The sequence below is a fragment of the Nitrosomonas sp. Is37 genome, assembly GCF_033063275.1.
Classification (GTDB): domain Bacteria; phylum Pseudomonadota; class Gammaproteobacteria; order Burkholderiales; family Nitrosomonadaceae; genus Nitrosomonas.
The window spans coordinates 34,263-52,694 of sequence record NZ_JAWJYP010000011.1 but is presented as its reverse complement, the minus strand read 5'-3'; the positions used below and the strand labels follow the sequence as shown (position 1 = coordinate 52,694).

Here is an 18,432-nt window from a genome sequence, read left to right as displayed (position 1 = left end):
TTGCTGGATGCTCAATGGGATGGTCAAAGTTGAGCATGAGATCAGCATCTCCACCGCGTATATCCTTAGTTAACCATGATCCGAACAGCTGGATAGCTTGCGCATCCAGTGCTACGGATTAAATGATCTGCCGTAAGGCAGTAAAGCCTTAAGGGCTTAACAATAGCAATACACTCCACCTTAACTTAAGGGTGCCTCAAACAATCCAAACCTCATTACAGCATTTTCTTACTCGCAAGAAATATTTCGTGAGCTCACTTTTCGCTCATTTTCCACTTTGCCTGGTCCATTCATTTGGAAGAATGTGTAGAGCGCTCTTGCTGATGAAGAAAGTCATTTTCTGTCATCTGCTTCTGCTGGTGGCTTTGTGACAGCTTGGGAGGTGGCAGATTTCAGTTTAGCTTCCTGTTCGAGTGCAGCCAGATTTTCAATGGCGCCTTGATATCCAGGCTGGAGCTTGATGGCTTGTTCCAGTTCCTTGCGCGCGTTGACCAGATCTCCCTGAATGCGTAAGAGGTTGCCAAGATTGTTGTGCGCAGCCGAAGAGTTAGGTTGCAATGTAATGGCCTCGCGGTAGGCAGCAATGGCATCATCGAGCTTGCCCATGCGTTTGTAGGCGACACCAAGATTGATGTAAGCGGGGACAAAGTCTGCTTTAATTTTCAGAGCACGCTTATGGAAGCTGATTGCTTTTTCAAGCTCACCACGCTCCTGGAAGAGTATGCCCAAGTCATTGTAATAGTCAGCGCGGTCCGGCGCCAGCATAATTGCTTGTTGAAAGAGGGGGAGGGCGCCATCCAGATCTTTTTGAGCACGCAATGCCAATCCAAGCCCATGAAGAGCCTCCGGCTGGTCAGCATTGAGCTGCAGTGCAGCATGGTAGACCTTAACAGCTTCTTCCACCTTACCAGAACGTAGTAATTGGCTGGCCTGGATCAGCAGTTGGGCGATAGTATTTGGATTTTCGATGACACTTTCCAGTTTCTGGATACGCTCAGCTAGTTCGGCAGAGGGAAGCAAGACATTCGCTCGCCGAAAATTTTGCAAGGCTTCAATTGCTCGGCCCAGTTGTTGCTGCGCCAGACCAATCTGAGCAAGGACAGCTGCTTTTGGCGCGACAGCCTTTTTTCTTCTACTGCGTGAGATAGTTTTCCATACGCCCTGGAGAATTTTGAGCGCTTCCTCTGGTTGCCCTGTCCTGTTATGAATCATGGCAATGCCCATGGCTGCGGCAGCATTGCCAGGCTGTAATTTCATTGCTTCTTGGTAGAGGGATGTTGCGTTGGTGTAATCTCGACCTTCAAGGAGAGCGCCGGCTTCTTTTAAGATTTCTGTAAGTGTTTTAGTCATAGATTTTCACTACCATTCAAATTGTTTAATGAGCTGTTTGAATGCTGGATAGCAGATAGTATTAAAATCATAGCGAGAAACTACAGTTTGTCGCGCTGTATTGCGTAATTCCCGATACTGTTCTGGATTACTTAATGCTTCGATTGCATAGTTTGCCAGAGTGGCTGGTTGATTGAATGGAAATAACAGGCCATTTTTACCGTCAATTATAACTTCCTGTACCGTTGGGGTGGCAGAAGCAATGACCAGACAGCCACTAGACATGGCCTCAAGCATGGACCAGGAAAGAATGAACGGATAGGTCAGGTAAACATGTGCTCGAGATATCTGCAATACTTTGAGATAATCATTATAAGGGAGACGACCAGTGAAATGAACACGTGATTGATCGATTTTATCAGCGATTTCGTCGAAGTAGCGTTGACGATAAGTCTGGCCAGGCGGCGGTTGCTTGCCATAGCTGACGTTATCGCTGCCGACGATGATGACTTGACAATGAGGTCGCGCTTCAAGAATATGCGGCAGAGCACGCATGAACATATGAAATCCGCGATAAGGTTCAAGACTGCGGCTGACAAAGGTGAGTATTTCTTCTCCAGCGCGATGGGTAGAACCATCAGGAAGGGTGATTGCTGCACTCGCATCCGGTGCAACTATGGCGGTGTCGATACCGTCATGGATAACGCTGAGCCGTTCCTGATAATGAGCAGGAAAGCAACTACGCTGCCAGGCTGTCGGACAATAGCCGCTATCGCAGGATTCCAAGGCTAATAATTGGGTGGCATTGAGACTGTGCACTCGAAAGATATCATCGAAATTCATCGGGAACTCTGGATCAAAGCCAACATCGGCACCTCTTGCCCGATAGTAGTATTCGAATAAGCCAATGACTTTTGCCCCAGGAAAAATATCTTTTAGATAAAAAGCATCCCCCCAACCAGGATGGGCAATGATTAGGTCAGGCTCCAGCCCTTGTCGCTTATGGGTAAGAAGTGTCTGCACGATTTGTTGTCCACGCCTGACAGCGGCATCGAAGTTGCGTGCATAGGGATGAATATTGTTACCAGTCGCATTCGGTGTTGGGTAGGCGATAACTGGAATATCTGGCAAAGGCAATGTATCCTCCATCCATTTAGCATCGCCGACACCATGTATCCGCATTTCTGGCTCGCGTGCCAAAGCTGCCGCAAAACGGCGAAATTGCCCAGGGAAATTAGGATGAACAAAAAGTATTTCCAACTTCTTTCTCTAGTTCGTTGCGTAGCCAATCTACCTGCGGCATTTGATTGACGATTTGCCATCCTATTAAATTCTCGGTGCTTTGTGTTTGCGTGAGGTATGGTGCCCAGAGGATATTCAATGTGTGAGGCTGAGCTTCGGGTTCAATTTTCAGCAGTGATTTATTGAAACAAATGGCGATTCGTATATCCGCTAGTCGCGTTGATCCGTCAGGAGTATCGAATGGATCCTGCCAGACAACAGCGCCAGCAGCTTTCAGGGATTGTTGCAATGTATCGATACGAGTTTTGTGTTGGGCTGAGATTTTGTGCGGCATGAGCAGGGCAACTCGCAGTGGCGGTGATTGAGGGTTGAATAATGGTCCAAGGGGGGTTGCAGCTGTTGTTTGCACTATGGGGCTACTGACGGTGGGGGCAAGATATTTTATAGCATCGGCTTTAGCCGCAAGATAGCCATCAAAATGGGGCCACCAAGGAGCTTGACTCCATAGATCAGCATCATCCCTGATCCAAGCTAGGGTGAGGAGATCTTCGCGGCAAAATATAGTTTTACCAATATCGTATTCAGGATGCCCAACGATGAGAATGTGAATATTGCGTATATTGTACCAGCCACGACTGGGAGGCAGAAAAACAATTTGCACTGAGGGGTAACAATGAAGTACTTGCTTGGCCAGTTTGCTCGCGTCGGATCGTAAATGAGTAGTTTTACCGTTTGCCAGAGGCTCATCAACGATAAAACCAACGGTCGGTTTATCGACCGTGAGGTGTTGATCAGCATTGAAGAGACTTGTCCAATAACGTTGTTTTAGCCATAAGCCAGCGTGTGTCTGTAATACATCTGCGTTATTGATGAGACGATCAGTAATATCTCTGGCTCGCCCGGAAAGACGAGTATAGCCATGATGGTGTAGGGCCAGCAGATCGTTGCGGCAAATAATTTTCTTGTCGAGCCTGTTGCTAAGGCGCAGACAAAATTCTACATCTTCAAAACCATAAAAATAACTTGGATCAAACTTTCCCACATGAAAAAAATCTTTTTTGCGACAAAGCATGACAGCGCCCGTGACAGCTGGAACAGTCTGAGTAGAATATTCTGCTTCGTTGTTGTCGTCAGGGGTGGCTTCATAGGGCCAGTAGGCTACATGGGAAAGTTTAAAGCGTACTCCCAGGTGTTGCACTAATGGTTGACCAAATAGTTGTTTATTATCTGTTGATTTGATCAGTTTTAGACCAAGCACACCGATTTTCTGATCGTTTTCAAGAGTATCGACCATCGTTGGGAGTACATCCTGCAGCCAGATAATATCGTTATTTAGGAACAGTAGAAATTTGCCACGAGCTTCTTCCGCTGCACGATTACATGAGGCGGAAAAAGAATCGTTAAAGGATAGCGGTATAATGTGCAGCGGCAATTGAGATTGCCAACGATTAAGCAATCCCAGACTACCATCATCAGATGCATGATCAACGACAATGAATTCAACGTTGGTCAGGCTATTTTTTATTTTCCAGCTTTCGAACAGGGCAGCAAGTAGTTTTTCTCCATTACGGTTTAGAATGATTACCGAAACTACTGGTTTATTCGGTCGCGCAATTTTTCTTGCCTGCCGTACTATCCTTTTTGGCAGGGAAACAATTTCGTCAAATGTTAAATAGTTTTTGGGTATCTTAACCAGTTGCCCACTGCCGCGTAATGGATGGTTTAACCCGGTAAATTCGACACTGATACGATGCTCTTTACCATCGAATAGAATTTCTGGTGGTGTTAGTTGAAATCCGATAATACCCAGTCCTTCTTCTGGTAGTTTCAAGTGGTTTGCAACGTCGGGACGGTAAACATTAGGGCGAAAATGTTGGGCGGTCTGGCCATCGATTATTAGGGTCAGTTCTACTGGGTTTGTTGGTTGATTCATGTCAAAAGCCCAGCCGTGTATGGCGTGTGCATTGAATCTCTCAAGATGCCCGATCAGTTTTTTCTTCGGTTGACAAGGTGAACCGGTTAGTTCAATTTCTCCACAGAAAATTCGTAAAGGGAGCGGTAAATTTTTTTGCGGGATACGAAAATTTGCTAAATATTTATTTGGTTGTCCATTTTCTGTTGGCAAAGGAATCAGTGGTATCTGCTTACAAAAATTTCCCTCTTGATCACTTAGAATCAGTTGGGGTAGAGGAGTGGGACGATGACTAAAGGCAACCCAGCCCTGAAAATGGCCATCAACAAAGCTGACTTGACCATGACGGTCGCCATGCTGGAATGCTAATCGACTTTCAAGCAGCCAATATTGTGCTAAGTCGCTTGCTGTGGATTCGACAGTTTTTCGGTCAGGTTTGCACAACCGGGTAATCAGTTCATGTGGCGCCCCGTCAAATAACCGGGCTGGCAATGGTACAAGAAACCCCTTGGTAAGACCTGCTGGCCCACCTAGTGATTCCCGATAAATATCCGCTATGGGGAACTCGCAAAAAACTTTCGTCAGAATCTTACCATCTATCAAAACGGCGACTTGAGCCGGTTTTGTGCCTGGAATAAAAGCACATCCCCTCAATAACCCATTATGTATAATTATCGGCGAAAGATACGGTGCTAGGTTATTTCCTTTGGTTTTTTTCATAAAAAAGCCCGCATATTTCTAAGCGGGCTTTTAAAAGTGTATGTTTGTAAATTACGATAAGTTAAAGATTACCATATCATCAGTAATTTCACTAGCAGACATACCCACTAGCGTAATTGAAGCTTCACCATCGAGGAATTCAAAAGTGACGTTGCCATCTGCTTCAGAAATGTTAGTAACGAAAGGCAATATATCTGCAACGGTATGGATATTATCGAACTGGAAGGCAAGCTTGTCACTGTTGTCAATTTGAACAGTGTAATGACCTAATGCATTGAAACCTATGACGTCATCACCACCGCCACCCAGCAAGGTGTCATTACCGCCACCGCCAACCAAGGTATCATTGCCGCTGCCGCTAGTGATATTCTGATCACTATTGTCACCTTGCAAATTCACATCACCGTCATCACCCACTTTAACAGTACCAGAACCAATCAGCATTGCATTCTCTACACCCTTGAGTTCAAGTGTGTGGCCTTCCTGAATGCTATTCAATAGTAAGGCAAAAACTTCATTATCTGCTGAACCGCTCGCATCAAACTCAATTTCATTCTCATCGTGTGGCTCTATGCCTTGTGTGGTTTGTGCAGCAATAGTTGTTAGAGATTCTGAAAGTGAATCAGATATATCGGCGAAACTAATAATACTGAGAACACTTTCACCAACACCGCTGGCAATCAAACCGTCGAAGATATTGTTAAGCGCATTTGTTAAGCTAGCATTAAGCGCTAGAACAGCAGGATCTGAACTACTTGATGGTAATGCTTCTTCAATTCGTGCATTGAGATAAGCTGCTATCTCTTGGGGTGTTGCTTTATTACTTAAACTTTCAAAGGCAATGTGAACACCAGACGGTAACTGAATCGCAAGCTTCATCACGCCAGCTTCCATTTCTATAGCGATTGCGGCGTCACCAGTAACGATTGCACCTTGTGTTTCACCATGATGACCTTTGCCAATGATCTGTACAGCACCATTGCCTAGATCTGTTCGTACTACGCTATTTTCGTCGGTATCAGTTAAAAACTGATCCAATAGGGCTTTTACGTCATCTGCTAAATCGTCACCTACACCTCCCAATAAAGACTCTGCTGCCATAGGCCTTACCTCCCTTCAAAACGTCATTTAGAAAACTGCATGGCGAATATACGGTATTAATTAATATAATGCAAGTGTTATATGACATTTAAAAACTGATCCAGCAGGATTTTTACATCGTCTGCTAGATTGTCACCTACACTTCCCAATAAAGACCCTGCTGCCATAACTATTACCTCCATTTTGAAGCGTTTAGAAAATCGCCTGGCGGGTATACGGTATTAATTAATGCATTGCAAGTGTTATATATGACATTTTGCTTAAGTCTGTAGAAATCCAGCCTTTATGCGGTTTTGCAGTTCAGCGAGCTTGCTACGAACAAGAGCAGTTTTATTGGAATAACCTCTTTTTTTAAATTGCATAAAAAAGATGACAATTTACTTTTTCTATAATTTGGTTTCTGCGGTTAAATATAATTTTAGATATCGGCAGCTGCTAAAAAAACTTTAATCGATTTTGCTATCCAGTCCATTTTCAGCAATTTCTGCCGCACGTAATATGGCTCTAGCTTTATTTTGTGTTTCGATCCATTCGTTCCGAGGTACAGAGTCGGCAACGATACCGGCGCCTGCCTGGACGTATAGCTTGCCATCCTTGATAATGCCAGTACGGATCGCAATAGCAAGGTCCATATCGCCATTAAAACCTAGGTAGCCGACTGCACCTGCATAAATACCACGTTTGGAGATTTCCAGTTCGTCAATAATTTCCATTGCTCTGACTTTGGGCGCACCACTGACTGTTCCAGCGGGGAAGGTGGCGCGTAATACGTCAATCGCATTCAAACCTGATTTGAGCTTACCTTCTACGTTGGAAACTATATGCATGACATGTGAGTAATGCTCGATTTGCATATTCTCAGTAACTTTGACTGTGCCGGCTTGAGCGACGCGGCCAATATCGTTACGTCCTAGATCCATCAGCATGACATGTTCGGCCCGTTCCTTGGGATCTGCCAGTAAATCAGCCGCTAACGCTGAATCTTCCTGCATACTCTTGCCACGAGGACGGGTTCCTGCGATCGGGCGAACTGTAACCATGTCATTTTCAAGTCGCACTAAAATCTCGGGAGAGGCTCCGATGATATGAAAATGATTCAGATGATAATAGAACATGTAAGGGGAGGGATTGATGCTACGTAGTGCGCGATAAAGCGCAAGCGGAGAGGCTGAATAGGGCTTACTGGTGCGTTGTGAAAGGACGACCTGCATAATATCGCCCTCAACGATATAGTGCTTGGCTCGTTCTACGGCGGTGATGAAATCGGCTTCCTTAAATTCACTGACAGCAGTACCCGGCTTGCTTGGCTTTTCTATCGGTATGGATAAAGGTTGCCGCAGCCTGGTCAGCAGCTCTTTTAACCGATTTTTCCCTGCCTGATAAGCATTATCCGAATGTGGATCGATATAAATGATGAGATAGAGTTTTCCAGAAAGATTGTCCACTACGGCCAATTCTTCAGACAGCAACAGCAATACGTCCGGCGTATGCAAGGTATCGGACCGAGCATGGCCCGCTAGTCTCGGTTCGATATAACGTACGGTATCATAGCCAAAATAGCCTACTAATCCTCCGCAGAAACGGGGCAGGCCAGCGTAGGGTGCAATTTTAAAATCAGCCAGATAGGATTCAATAAAGTCCAGTACATTCCCGACATTGACTTTCTTAGAAGCGGAATCATTGATGATATCGACTTCATTGCCATACGCTTCTATGCGTGTCTTTGCAGGTAATCCAATGACGGAATAACGTCCAAAACGTTCACCACCCAGCACCGATTCTAACAAGTAGGAGTAAGGTTGATTAGCCAGTTTGAGATAAACTGAAAGCGGTGTATCAAGATCAGCAAAAGTTTCCAGTACCAAGGGAATGCGGTTGTAACCCTCTGCTGCCAGCTTATTGAATTCACTTTGAGTCACACGCTCACCTTTTTTTAAAACAGATGTAATTTAACGATGTGTTTCTTACTGATTATCATCGAGCAGATCATTTATATGCGGATGAGTAGAGTGACTATCATGAAAATTATTCAAATCCCTTTTAATTATTGTTTGATTAATTTCGTTGCCTCTAGTAGTGAAGAAATGATCGCATCGCAATCCAATTCATGAACATCCTGTCCCTCATTATAACCGTAGGGAACGCAGAAGATATTGCAACCCGCTGCACGCGCTGCAATCGCGTCATTGAGTGAGTCGCCAATTAACAACAATTCACATGGTTTAATTTGAAAGTGGTTGCAAGCATGTAGCAAGGGCAGGGGATCGGGTTTCTTTTTGGGCAGAGTGTCGCCTGACAATACAATCTCAAAATAATGCAGCAGGTTGGCTGCGCGTAACAAGGGCAAGGTGAATGCTTCAGCTTTATTGGTTATACAGGCTAACTTGAACCCATTCTTTTTGAGCGTATCCAATCCGTCAACGACCCCTGGGTAGGGACGAGTGTGGGTATATAAATTCTCACGATAATTTCGCTCATAAATAGGCAAAGCCTTATTGAATAATTCAGGTTCTGGTTCCTCATCCAGACTATTCGTCAATGAACGTTTTACCAGTTTCTGAATACCTTTTCCTATAAAGGTCTGGATCGTAACAGGCGGTAATTCTGGTTTGCCAAGTTCCGCCAGCATCTTGTTCGCGGCAGAAGCAAGATCCATCGCTGTATCAAGCAGCGTACCATCCAGATCGATGACAACAGCCTTAATGGGGAGAGGAAACTCAATTTCTGAAGGGTGCAAGTTGTTTTGATTCATTCGTTTTTATTCAGGTGATGGTAGTAAAAGATACTAAATTTTTGCTAACTCTGCTCGCATTGCCGAGATAATCGTATCATAGCGATGGGGGTCACTGTCTTTACCTGCACTATAAATGGCTGATCCAGCAACAAACGTATCGGCACCTGCGCGCGCGATTTCAGCGATATTATCAACTTTTACACCACCATCGATTTCCAGCAGAATGTCTTTGCCACTGGCATCGATGCGTTTCCGGACTTCTGTTAATTTATTGAGTGCTTCAGGGATAAATTTTTGTCCGCCAAAACCGGGGTTGACTGACATGATTAACACCAAATCAAGCTTATCCAAAACATGATCAAGATAGCTAAGAGGGGTGGCGGGATTGAATACCAATCCTGCTTTGCATCCTTGTTCTTTAATAAGACCAATAGTGCGGTCGATGTGCCTGGAAGCTTCCGGGTGGAAGGAAATAATATTGGCACCTGCCTTGGCAAAGTCAGGAACGATGCGATCTACTGGCTCAACCATCAAATGGACGTCAATCATTGCCTTGGTTAAAGGGCGTATCGCTTCACATACCAGTGGGCCGATCGTCAAATTGGGGACATAATGGTTATCCATGACATCAAAGTGAATGATATCTGCACCTGAATCAAGTACGTTCGTGATTTCCTCTCCCAGTTTGGCAAAATTTGCAGATAGAATGCTTGGAGCGATGCGATACATATAATTAGTCTCTCTAATAATTAAATGCTGCATTTTAACCATAAATGATCATTTCGCGGTAACGTTAATCATGTAGAGCTGACCGAATCTTTGAGAAAATTATCCTATCAGGGCTATTTGTTGCGTAACCACCGGCTATTTTAAGATTTATTCGCCTATCACTGATGCTGATTTCCTCAGCCTCTGAAATTTTCCGCCGTATATAAAAGACGATTCTTCTTTTTTGTTGATTGCAAAAATTCATTACACACCTTTTATTCTGTTTCCAAATCAAACATGACACGAAGGCGAGCCGCAGACAGTATAAGTAATACGGCAAGGAGAAGCCAGCAAAGTCAGGTTTGATTTAGAAATGGAATTACATGGAATCAAAAATTGCTGAGACAAATCTATAGCCTTGCCTTTGTCTTCGGTGTGTGCTTATTACAGCTTCAGGCTGAATTGCCTGAAATGCGATGGGTGGTAGTGTTATTTTCTGCCGCAGTATTGTTATCTTTTTACAGCTATTTTTACCCCAATACCTTCCTTGCTCTCCGAAAAACTCTGTCATTTGGCCTTTTTCTTGGGTTAGGTTTTTTCTGGGCGGCGATGTTTGCTTACTGGCGTATGGCAGATACCTTACCTCATGAATGGGAAAGTCGTGACATCGAGTTAATAGGCGTCATCGCAGAATTACCGCAAATAATGGATCGAGGTGTGCGTTTCCGGTTTGATGTCGAGCAGGTGTTGGCATCAGAAGCAGCGGTGCCTACACATATTTTGCTGACTTGGTACAAAATGGGTGGGAAATATGAGGAAATCAGCACGTCGACTCTTCCTCAAGTCAATGTCGGTGAGCGCTGGCGACTAACAGTACGATTAAAGCGCCCCCATGGCAATGCCAATCCCCATGGCTCTGATTTTGAAGCAAAAGCCATGGAGCGCAATATACGAGCGATAGGTTATGTACGCATATCAGCAAATAATGTGCGCCTGGATGGATGGGTCAATTATCCCAAATACCTGATTGAACATGTTCGTCAGCAGATTCGCACACGCTTTAGTCAAGTTTTGGCAGACCATTCTTATACGGGTATTCAAATTGCCCTGGCAATAGGGGATCAACAAGCTATTCCTCATGAACAGTGGCAAATTTTCACTCGTACGGGCACGAATCATCTTATGTCTATCTCAGGGCTTCATGTCACGATGGTATCAGGGATGGTTTTGGGGCTTGTTTATTGGTTATGGCGTCGAAGTTTGCATTTATCTTATTGGCTACCGGCACGTAAAATGGCTGTTGCAGCAGGCGTTCTGGCAGCACTATGTTATGCGTTATTGACTGGTTTCTCAGTGCCGACTAGGCGTACCTTCCTGATGCTGGCAATCATAGCCATTGCACTCTGGAGTGATCGTAGGGTATCGATGCCTGCTGTACTAGTGGGGGCGTTATTGATCGTAGTGGTATTCGATCCTTGGGCAGTGATCTCACCTGGTTTCTGGTTATCGTTTGGTGCGATTGCGCTGATTACGCTTGTGACGTTTGGCCGAATTGGCAAGATGGGTGCGATCATCAGTTGGGCTCGTGTTCAATGGGTGATTACACTGGGATTGAGCCCTTTATTGCTAGTCATGTTTCAGCAAGTGTCAGTGATTGCGCCGATAGCGAATGCTATCGCTATCCCGCTAGTGAGTTTGGTGGTAGTACCGCTGACGTTACTTGCAATTGTGCCATTATTTGATTTTCTACTCTTACCTGCTCATGAAATATTAAGTGCCGGTATGCTGCTGCTGAAATGGCTAAGTGAAACCCCTCAAGCTGTTTGGCAGCAACCTGCTCCTCCCTTATGGGCGTTAATTGCAGGTATGGCAGGCGTCGTCTGGTTGTTTTTGCCTGGTGGTTCGGGTATGGGAATTTTTTCTGGCTTTCCTGCCAGATGGCTTGGGGTGGTTGCATTGCTGCCAATGTTCATGATTTCTCCTCCCAAGCCAGCAACTGGTGAAATGTGGTTGACTATGCTGGATGTTGGGCAGGGGCTAGCTGTGGTGGTACGTACCGAACATCATACGCTGTTATACGATGCTGGGCCAAACTATGGAGAAACCGATAGTGGGGCACGTATTATCGTGCCATTTTTACGCGGTGAGGGAATCAGGCAGCTTGATCTCATGCTGATATCCCATGCTGACTCAGATCACAGTGGCGGTGCTTTATCGGTGCTGGCAGCAATACCCGTGCAATCATTGCTATCATCGCTAAATAGCGATCATCCAATTCAGCAGGCCGCTACAAATAGTAAACCATGTCATGCAGGTGAATCATGGCAATGGGATGATGTTCACTTTGAATTGCTGCACCCTTTAGCGCAAAGCTATAATCTTGCTAAACGAAAAACTAACGAAACCAGTTGTGTATTGAAAATTACTACACGCCATGGCAGTGTGCTGTTGCCTGCTGATATCGAAAAGGATACAGAGCGTGACTTGTTAGTGCGTGCGGGTCAACAGCTCTCCGCAACGGTTTTGATTGCGCCTCATCATGGCAGCAAAACTTCTTCGACGGAAACTTTTATCCGACAAGTCAATCCCTGGCTTACGCTATTTAGCGTTGGCTATCGTAATCACTTTGGGCACCCAAATGAGAAAGTGGTTGAACGTTACCGTGACCTGGGGAGTGAATTGATGCGCAGCGATCGCGATGGAGCAGTTTTGCTACAGTTTAAAGAGGATAGCATAACAGTGAGCAGTTGGCGTGAGATTAGTCGTCGCTACTGGTATGATCGCTAGTTATTCTAATTCCCAATAGAAAAGTAAAAATATTTAACATAAAACCTTTATTCATAGAATATTACCTTTTCCTGCTACTGCTATTTATATTAAAAATTGAAATAATTACAAACTTGGCTTTACAGGAGAAGGATAAGAGAAAAATATCCTTTAATCGTAACAATGTGATTATCGGTTAGCGATCGTCAATATCGGTTTGACAGCAATACGTTGTGTGATCTCATTAGCACTTTTTCTGGCGGATATTTCACTCGGATAGGGGCCTGTGCGGATTTTGTATAATCCATCCTCATTAGTGATGCCAGTTTGATGAGTGATTGAGGGTAATTCGGAACGTATTTGTGAAAGAAAGTTGTGCGCATTGCTGGCAGAACCAAATGCAGCCAGCTGTAAATAGATTTTAGTATTTTGTGTACTAGGCGGTTGGGTAGACACGATTTTTTCTGCTTGAGGAGACGATGCCACTCCTGGAATGATTGCTTCAACTTTAACTGGAGCGCTTCCCTTTGTGAGTACATCCAGTTTGTATGCTGCAGTATAGGAAAGATCAACCACTCGATTAGCCAAGAAAGGACCTCGATCATTAATGCGCACGACGATCGACTTGCCATTTTTAAGGTTGGTCACACGCACATAACTGGGAATGGGTAAAGTTGGATGAGCAGCTGTCATGGCAAACATATCATACACTTCTCCAGAAGCAGTTTGTTTACCGTGGTAACGGCGTCCATACCATGAGGTAATCCCTTGTGCTGTGTAAGGAGTGAGGGATGTCATGGGGGTAAATGTCTGCCCCAAGGCATCATAAGGACGCATGTTGGCTGGCCTTAAGGGTTCAATGCGGGGGATAGCGTCTGGAATAGAATCCAAATTGGCTGGTGGATTGTCGGGAGGGCCATCATCAAGATAATAGCCTCCCCCTTTGATTCTTGCAGAGAAAGTTGACGAAGTAGTAGAGCCTTTTTCCCGTGACCCAGCATATTGCGACAAGTTACTACAACCTGCCAGTATGATCAGGATAATGATGAATATGAGTGGAATGGGACAAGCTATCCAGCGATGAGAAAAAGAATGAAGTGTACTTGTCATCATGGGTATACCATCCTTATGTTTTTACCAGTTTAGGGTGCGTTTGTATACTCATCAAAATGCCAAAACCTAGTAACATTGTTACCAGAGATGTGCCTCCATAGCTGATCAATGGAAGGGGTATCCCTACCACCGGCAGGATTCCACTGACCATTCCCATATTGACAAATACATAAGTAAAGAAAGTCAATGTGATCGAACCAGCAACGAGGCGGGTAAACTGTGTCGGTGCATTGGCTGTAATGATTAAGCAGCGCCCGATGATTACCAGATATAACAATAATAACAAACCATTCCCGATTAAACCAAATTCCTCTGAAAATACTGCAAAAATAAAATCGGTGCTTTGCTCGGGTAAAAAATCTAGCTGGGATTGTGTTCCATTTTGCCATCCTTTGCCAGCAATACCTCCGGAGCCGATGGCAATGCTGGATTGAATAATATGATAGCCAGCTCCCAACGGATCTTGAGAAGGATCAAGCATGGTTAGAATACGCTTGCGCTGATAGTCATGCATTGCAAATGACCAGAATAGCGGCAGTATGCCGCCAGCGGTAACAAGCAAACCAGCCATGACCCGCCAGGATAAGCCTGCAAAATAGATAACATAAAAGCCGCTTGCTGTAATCAGTAAGGCCGTTCCCAAATCAGGTTGGCGTGCGATCAGAAGCACGGGTAAGAGTAAAATTAAAGCAGCACCAGCATAATCACGTAGGCGCAGGGCTATTTCCGATTTATCAAAATACCATGCCATCATAAGAGGGACAGCAATTTTTAACAACTCGGAAGGCTGTATCCTAGTGATTCCTAAGTTTAGCCAGCGTCGTGCTCCATTTTGTATCTCACCAAATAATGCCACGCTAATCAAAAGTATGATCCCCAGTATATACAATGGTAAGGCAAGGCGCATAATCTGCTGAAGCGGAATATTGGCTATTAACCACATAATTATCAGCGCCACGATCATATTTAAAATTTGGCTGCTAACCCGAACTAAATTTCCACCGCTCGCGCTATAGAGCACGACCAATCCAACCAGCATCAATAGAAAGATGCCCGCTAACAGGAAATTATCGATATAGCGTGTGAGATAATGCCATAAGCGTTTAAATTCAATCATAACAACTAATCATCAATACGATAATTGATCGATGGTAATGAACTGCTAAACAAGCAGTTGTTTTAGTTAATGTATGTTATTTCATTTCTAAATCAAATCTGACTTTGAGGTTATGAATAAATCTACTACGCACTCCAATTACTGTGTTGGGCGGTACTCGCTCCTCGCCTATCTACTCGATATGTCTCATCGCTGCGTTCCGTCCGCCTTGCGCTTGGAGTGTTCGCTACGATTTTTTCACAACTTCTTTGTCGGCTTCTCCTTGCCGTATTATGAATACTGTCTGCGGCTCGCTCTTGCGTCATATTTGATTTGGAAGTGGAATTGATCGTTTGTTATTTTCTTAATGTGATCGATTATTTGCTTTTTCAGTAAGCATTGGTTCAGGTGTTTTCCCGAGAAAAAAATAATCCAATACCTGGCGTGCAATGGGGGCAGCAGTCGAGCCACCAGAGCCGCCATTTTCAACCAATATCGTCAGTGCAATTTTGGGATCTTCTGCTGGTGCATAAGCTATAAATAGCGCATGATCACGATGACGTTCCTGTATCTTGCTAGCCACGTAGCGTTCGCCTTGCTTAATATTTATCACTTGTGAGGTGCCTGTTTTGCCGGCAAAAGTATAAGCGGCATTCGCACCAGCTCTTGCTGCTGTTCCACCAGGGCGAGTTACATCGACCAACGCATTTCTGACGCGTATCAAATTCTCTTTTTTTAAATTAAGCGTATACATCTGGCTGAGCTTATTCTCATATAAGCGGCCAGTCTCATTATCTTGAGTCTGTTTCACAAAATGCGGACGATATGCTACACCATTGTTGGCAAGAAGCATGGTGGCGAAGGTCAGTTGAGCCGGGGTGGCTAAATTATAACCTTGACCGATTCCAACGGAAATCGTGTCACCAGGAAACCAGTTTTGGTTAAACCGTTTCTTTTTCCAATCAGGTGAGGGGAGTAAACCAGTGACTTCACCTGGAATATCGATTTCGGTTTTTCTGCCAAACCCAAACTGACCGATAAAACTGAAAATGTTATTTATTCCCAGATCGTTTGCAAGAGTGTAGTAGTAGGTATCGCAGGAAATAACAAGCGATTTGTGTAGATTAACTCTGCCATGCCCGCCTGGTCTCCAATCCCGAAAGCGGTGGGAGCTACCAGGCAGGCTAAAATAACCTGGATCATTAATTGAATAGTCGGCCGTACGCTTGCCTAATTCTAGTCCAGCCAGCGCCATGAAAGGCTTAAAGGTAGAGCCAGGGGGATAGATGCCTCTCAGTGCACGATTATTGAGAGGTTTGTCAATGGATTCATTGAGTAAGCGCCAGTTCACATGATCGATGCCATCTATAAATAGATTGGGATCAAAGCCCGGTTTACTGACAAAAGCAAGAATTTCACCATTCCTCGGATCCATTGCTACCAATGCACCACGATAATCACCAAACGCTCTTTCTGCTGCTTGCTGTAATTTGAGATCAAGGGAGAGGATTAAATCATTCCCAGCTACGGGAGGGGTATGGGATAATGTTCGTACGAGTCGACCCGCTGCATCGGTTTCAACTTGCTCAAATCCGGTTATTCCGTGTAATTCTTTCTCATAGCTTTGTTCAATGCCTATTCTTCCGATATGCAGAGAACCGCGGTAGTTTTCAAGCTCATTATTGCTTTCGAGTTGCTCAAGATCCTTATCACTGATACGGCCAATGTACCCAATTACATGTGATAAAAGCTCGGCGTGAGGGTAATGACGAAGTAATCGTGCTTTGATTTCCATTCCAGGAAATCGGTAACGATTAACTGCAAAGCTCGCTACTTCAACATCTGATAAGCGCGTTCGAATGGGTAAACTTCTAAAGCGCGTGCTTTCCCGCCTCAGTTTATTAAATCGTCGACGATCTTCCGGTGAGATTTCAATCACAGTTGCTAATTCATCTATGGTCGATTCCAGATTGGGAACTTGATTCGGCACAATTTCCAGAGCATAGGTCGTATGATTCTGCGCGAGTATTTCCCCATTGCGATCAAAAATGAGGCCTCTGTTGGGAACGAGCGGCATGATGGATATGCGATTAGCTTCTGCCAGGGTAGTGTAATGCTCGCTTCGGAGTACCTGCAGATAAAAGAAACGAGCAAGCAGCAGGCAAAATAACAGCACAACAAAACCCGCAGCGATCGCAAGTCTGATGTGGAAATGTCGTAATTCATGCAAATGATTACGAAGCTCAACCCCATAATTCATAGTTCGTTAGGATCGCTCTTCGGTTTTTGAGGAATGCTCAGCAAGAATGAAATAACAGGCCACAATAATGCACCTGTAATGCTAGGAAAAAAGTAATACCAATCCGGAAAATAAGTACCCCCCAGCAAGCCTGTCAAGAATACCGCAAATTGAGCTATGAGCAATACCCAGAAAATTTGGGGTGCCTGTTTAAAGACATTGAATAATCGTAGACGTCGATGCAATATCATTCCAAAGAATGTGATCACGCAATAAGCCAAGGCATGCTGACCCAAAATGCTGCTATTACTTACATCCATTACTAAGCCAGCAATAAAAGCAAGGCTCATTCCGATACGCTGTGGGTGATGAATACTCCAATAAAGTAACGTAATCGCAACAAAATCCGGACGAAGTAACAGGATAATTTCTTGTAGAGGCAATAGATTGAACAAGAGCGCAATCAACAAGCTGAATAGAATAAAGCTGCTTTTTGCCTCTAGAGGAAGCTCCTGATCAAGATAATCATCGGGCACGGCTTTTCCTTTTTTGTTCAGCAGTATTTTTTGGCTCTTCTTTGGACTGCTCCGGTATGGGCGATGACAACGAGAGGATCAATACTTGTCTGTTTCTATTTACACCCGCGATAGGCGTGCACGTAATGATGGCAAAATCTCGTGAGCGATCATGCTCAATATTTTCTACTCGCGCTACTGGCAGACCGGGAGGATATACTCCTCCGATGCCAGAGGTGATAAGCAAGTCGCCTTTTTCGATATCTGCATTGACCGATAAATAGCGCAGCTCTAACTCATTATTTTTCCCAGTACCTGAAATAACTGAGCGCAAGCCATTACGGGCAGCCTGTACCGGAACAGAATGATCTTTATCCGTGACAAGCGTGACTTCGGATAAAAAAGGATGAATCTGTGTGATTTGTCCGATGACTCCTAGATCATCTACGACTACTTGACCTGCTGCAATCTCACTAGAGCTTCCCTTGTTGAGTGTAACCTTGCGATTAAAGGGGTCGCGTGGGACATACAGAATTTCTGCCATGATCGCTTTGATTTCTGTTTGCTGGGCAGCACCCAGCAATTTTCGCAATTGGGTATTTTCTTCTTCTAGTATCTGTAAGCGAAAGAGTTTTTGCTGGTTAAAGAAATATTGCTGTCTGAGATAAGCAATTTCTTTCGTCAGTTGGAAATCGTTTATTAGCTCTTCTACCTGGTCAAATAAAGTCGCAGGTATATGTGCGAGTCGTTGCAGAGGATAAATGATCGTACCAACAGTCTGACGGATTCCAGAAAAGGAGCCAAGACGAGTATCCATTACCATTAGAAGGATGGATAACAATGCAAAAAAAAATAAACGTACCTGGGGACTTGGACCAGCCCTGAAAAATTGTGGAACCGTCTCCATCACATTTTAAATTTTAAAATTTCGTCACTGGGTTATTTATTTAAATAATC

General features: G+C 44.4%; 13 protein-coding genes. 1 reads left to right on the top strand and 12 read right to left on the bottom strand.

Annotation, left to right across the window (positions count from 1 at the left end):
• Positions 1–333 precede the first annotated feature (333 nt).
• The 7 genes from R2Q26_RS06900 to rpe all read right to left on the bottom strand — a co-directional run bounded on the left by R2Q26_RS06900 (position 334) and on the right by rpe (position 9,767).
• A complete protein-coding gene (locus tag R2Q26_RS06900) occupies positions 334–1,350 on the bottom strand; it encodes a tetratricopeptide repeat protein (protein WP_317535611.1) in 1,017 nt (338 codons plus the stop codon).
• A gap of 9 nt (positions 1,351–1,359) precedes the next feature.
• Positions 1,360–2,589, bottom strand: a complete 1,230-nt coding sequence (locus tag R2Q26_RS06895; RefSeq protein WP_317535610.1) for a glycosyltransferase — start codon at positions 2,587–2,589, stop codon at positions 1,360–1,362.
• Complete coding sequence (locus R2Q26_RS06890) at positions 2,564–5,203, bottom strand: glycosyltransferase family 2 protein (RefSeq protein ID WP_317535609.1); 2,640 nt, start codon at positions 5,201–5,203, stop codon at positions 2,564–2,566. Before R2Q26_RS06890 ends, R2Q26_RS06895 begins: the two co-directional genes overlap by 26 nt.
• A gap of 51 nt (positions 5,204–5,254) precedes the next feature.
• A complete protein-coding gene (locus tag R2Q26_RS06885; protein ID WP_317535608.1) occupies positions 5,255–6,304 on the bottom strand; it encodes a hypothetical protein in 1,050 nt (349 codons plus the stop codon).
• Positions 6,305–6,750: 446 nt separating this feature from the next.
• The gene (gene trpE, locus R2Q26_RS06880; protein ID WP_317535607.1) at positions 6,751–8,223 is read right to left on the bottom strand and encodes an anthranilate synthase component I; all 1,473 of its coding nucleotides are present in this window, start codon (positions 8,221–8,223) and stop codon (positions 6,751–6,753) included.
• Between the two features lie 125 nt (positions 8,224–8,348).
• The gene (locus tag R2Q26_RS06875) at positions 8,349–9,056 is read right to left on the bottom strand and encodes a phosphoglycolate phosphatase (RefSeq protein ID WP_317535606.1); all 708 of its coding nucleotides are present in this window, start codon (positions 9,054–9,056) and stop codon (positions 8,349–8,351) included.
• A 33-nt stretch (positions 9,057–9,089) separates the two neighbouring features.
• On the bottom strand, positions 9,090–9,767 hold the full coding sequence (rpe, locus tag R2Q26_RS06870) for a ribulose-phosphate 3-epimerase (protein WP_317535605.1): 678 nt from the start codon (positions 9,765–9,767) through the stop codon (positions 9,090–9,092).
• A gap of 375 nt (positions 9,768–10,142) precedes the next feature.
• On the opposite strand from rpe, the gene R2Q26_RS06865 reads away from it, so the two are divergent.
• Positions 10,143–12,533, top strand: a complete 2,391-nt coding sequence (locus tag R2Q26_RS06865; RefSeq protein WP_317535604.1) for a DNA internalization-related competence protein ComEC/Rec2 — start codon at positions 10,143–10,145, stop codon at positions 12,531–12,533.
• 168 nt (positions 12,534–12,701) lie between these two features.
• On the opposite strand, the gene R2Q26_RS06860 is transcribed toward R2Q26_RS06865, so the two are convergent.
• From R2Q26_RS06860 to mreC, 5 genes are all read right to left on the bottom strand, one after another.
• Positions 12,702–13,625 (bottom strand): septal ring lytic transglycosylase RlpA family protein, encoded by a 924-nt coding sequence (locus R2Q26_RS06860; RefSeq protein ID WP_317535603.1) that lies wholly within the window; start codon positions 13,623–13,625, stop codon positions 12,702–12,704.
• Positions 13,626–13,638: 13 nt separating this feature from the next.
• On the bottom strand, positions 13,639–14,742 hold the full coding sequence (rodA, locus tag R2Q26_RS06855) for a rod shape-determining protein RodA (protein WP_317535602.1): 1,104 nt from the start codon (positions 14,740–14,742) through the stop codon (positions 13,639–13,641).
• A 343-nt stretch (positions 14,743–15,085) separates the two neighbouring features.
• The gene (mrdA, locus tag R2Q26_RS06850; protein ID WP_317535601.1) at positions 15,086–16,981 is read right to left on the bottom strand and encodes a penicillin-binding protein 2; all 1,896 of its coding nucleotides are present in this window, start codon (positions 16,979–16,981) and stop codon (positions 15,086–15,088) included.
• Positions 16,978–17,496 carry a rod shape-determining protein MreD gene (gene mreD, locus R2Q26_RS06845; protein ID WP_317535600.1) on the bottom strand — a complete coding sequence of 173 codons (519 nt, stop codon included), beginning with the start codon at positions 17,494–17,496 and terminating at the stop codon, positions 16,978–16,980. Before mreD ends, mrdA begins: the two co-directional genes overlap by 4 nt.
• Positions 17,486–18,382, bottom strand: a complete 897-nt coding sequence (mreC, locus tag R2Q26_RS06840) for a rod shape-determining protein MreC (protein WP_317535599.1) — start codon at positions 18,380–18,382, stop codon at positions 17,486–17,488. The genes mreD and mreC overlap by 11 nt, the downstream gene beginning before the upstream one ends.
• Between the last annotated feature and the right edge of the window lie 50 nt (positions 18,383–18,432).

Excerpts from the sequence above, each read along its gene's own strand:
- R2Q26_RS06885 (WP_317535608.1), bottom strand. The coding sequence starts at position 6,304 with ATGGCAGCAGAGTCTTTATTGGGAGGTGTAGGTGACGATTTAGCAGAT.
- R2Q26_RS06875 (WP_317535606.1), bottom strand. The coding sequence starts at position 9,056 with ATGAATCAAAACAACTTGCACCCTTCAGAAATTGAGTTTCCTCTCCCC.
- mreC (WP_317535599.1), bottom strand. The coding sequence starts at position 18,382 with ATGGAGACGGTTCCACAATTTTTCAGGGCTGGTCCAAGTCCCCAGGTA.
- R2Q26_RS06890 (WP_317535609.1), bottom strand. The coding sequence starts at position 5,203 with ATGAAAAAAACCAAAGGAAATAACCTAGCACCGTATCTTTCGCCGATA.
- R2Q26_RS06860 (WP_317535603.1), bottom strand. The coding sequence starts at position 13,625 with ATGATGACAAGTACACTTCATTCTTTTTCTCATCGCTGGATAGCTTGT.
- mrdA (WP_317535601.1), bottom strand. The coding sequence starts at position 16,981 with ATGAATTATGGGGTTGAGCTTCGTAATCATTTGCATGAATTACGACAT.
- rodA (WP_317535602.1), bottom strand. The coding sequence starts at position 14,742 with ATGATTGAATTTAAACGCTTATGGCATTATCTCACACGCTATATCGAT.
- rpe (WP_317535605.1), bottom strand. The coding sequence starts at position 9,767 with ATGTATCGCATCGCTCCAAGCATTCTATCTGCAAATTTTGCCAAACTG.
- R2Q26_RS06900 (WP_317535611.1), bottom strand. The coding sequence starts at position 1,350 with ATGACTAAAACACTTACAGAAATCTTAAAAGAAGCCGGCGCTCTCCTT.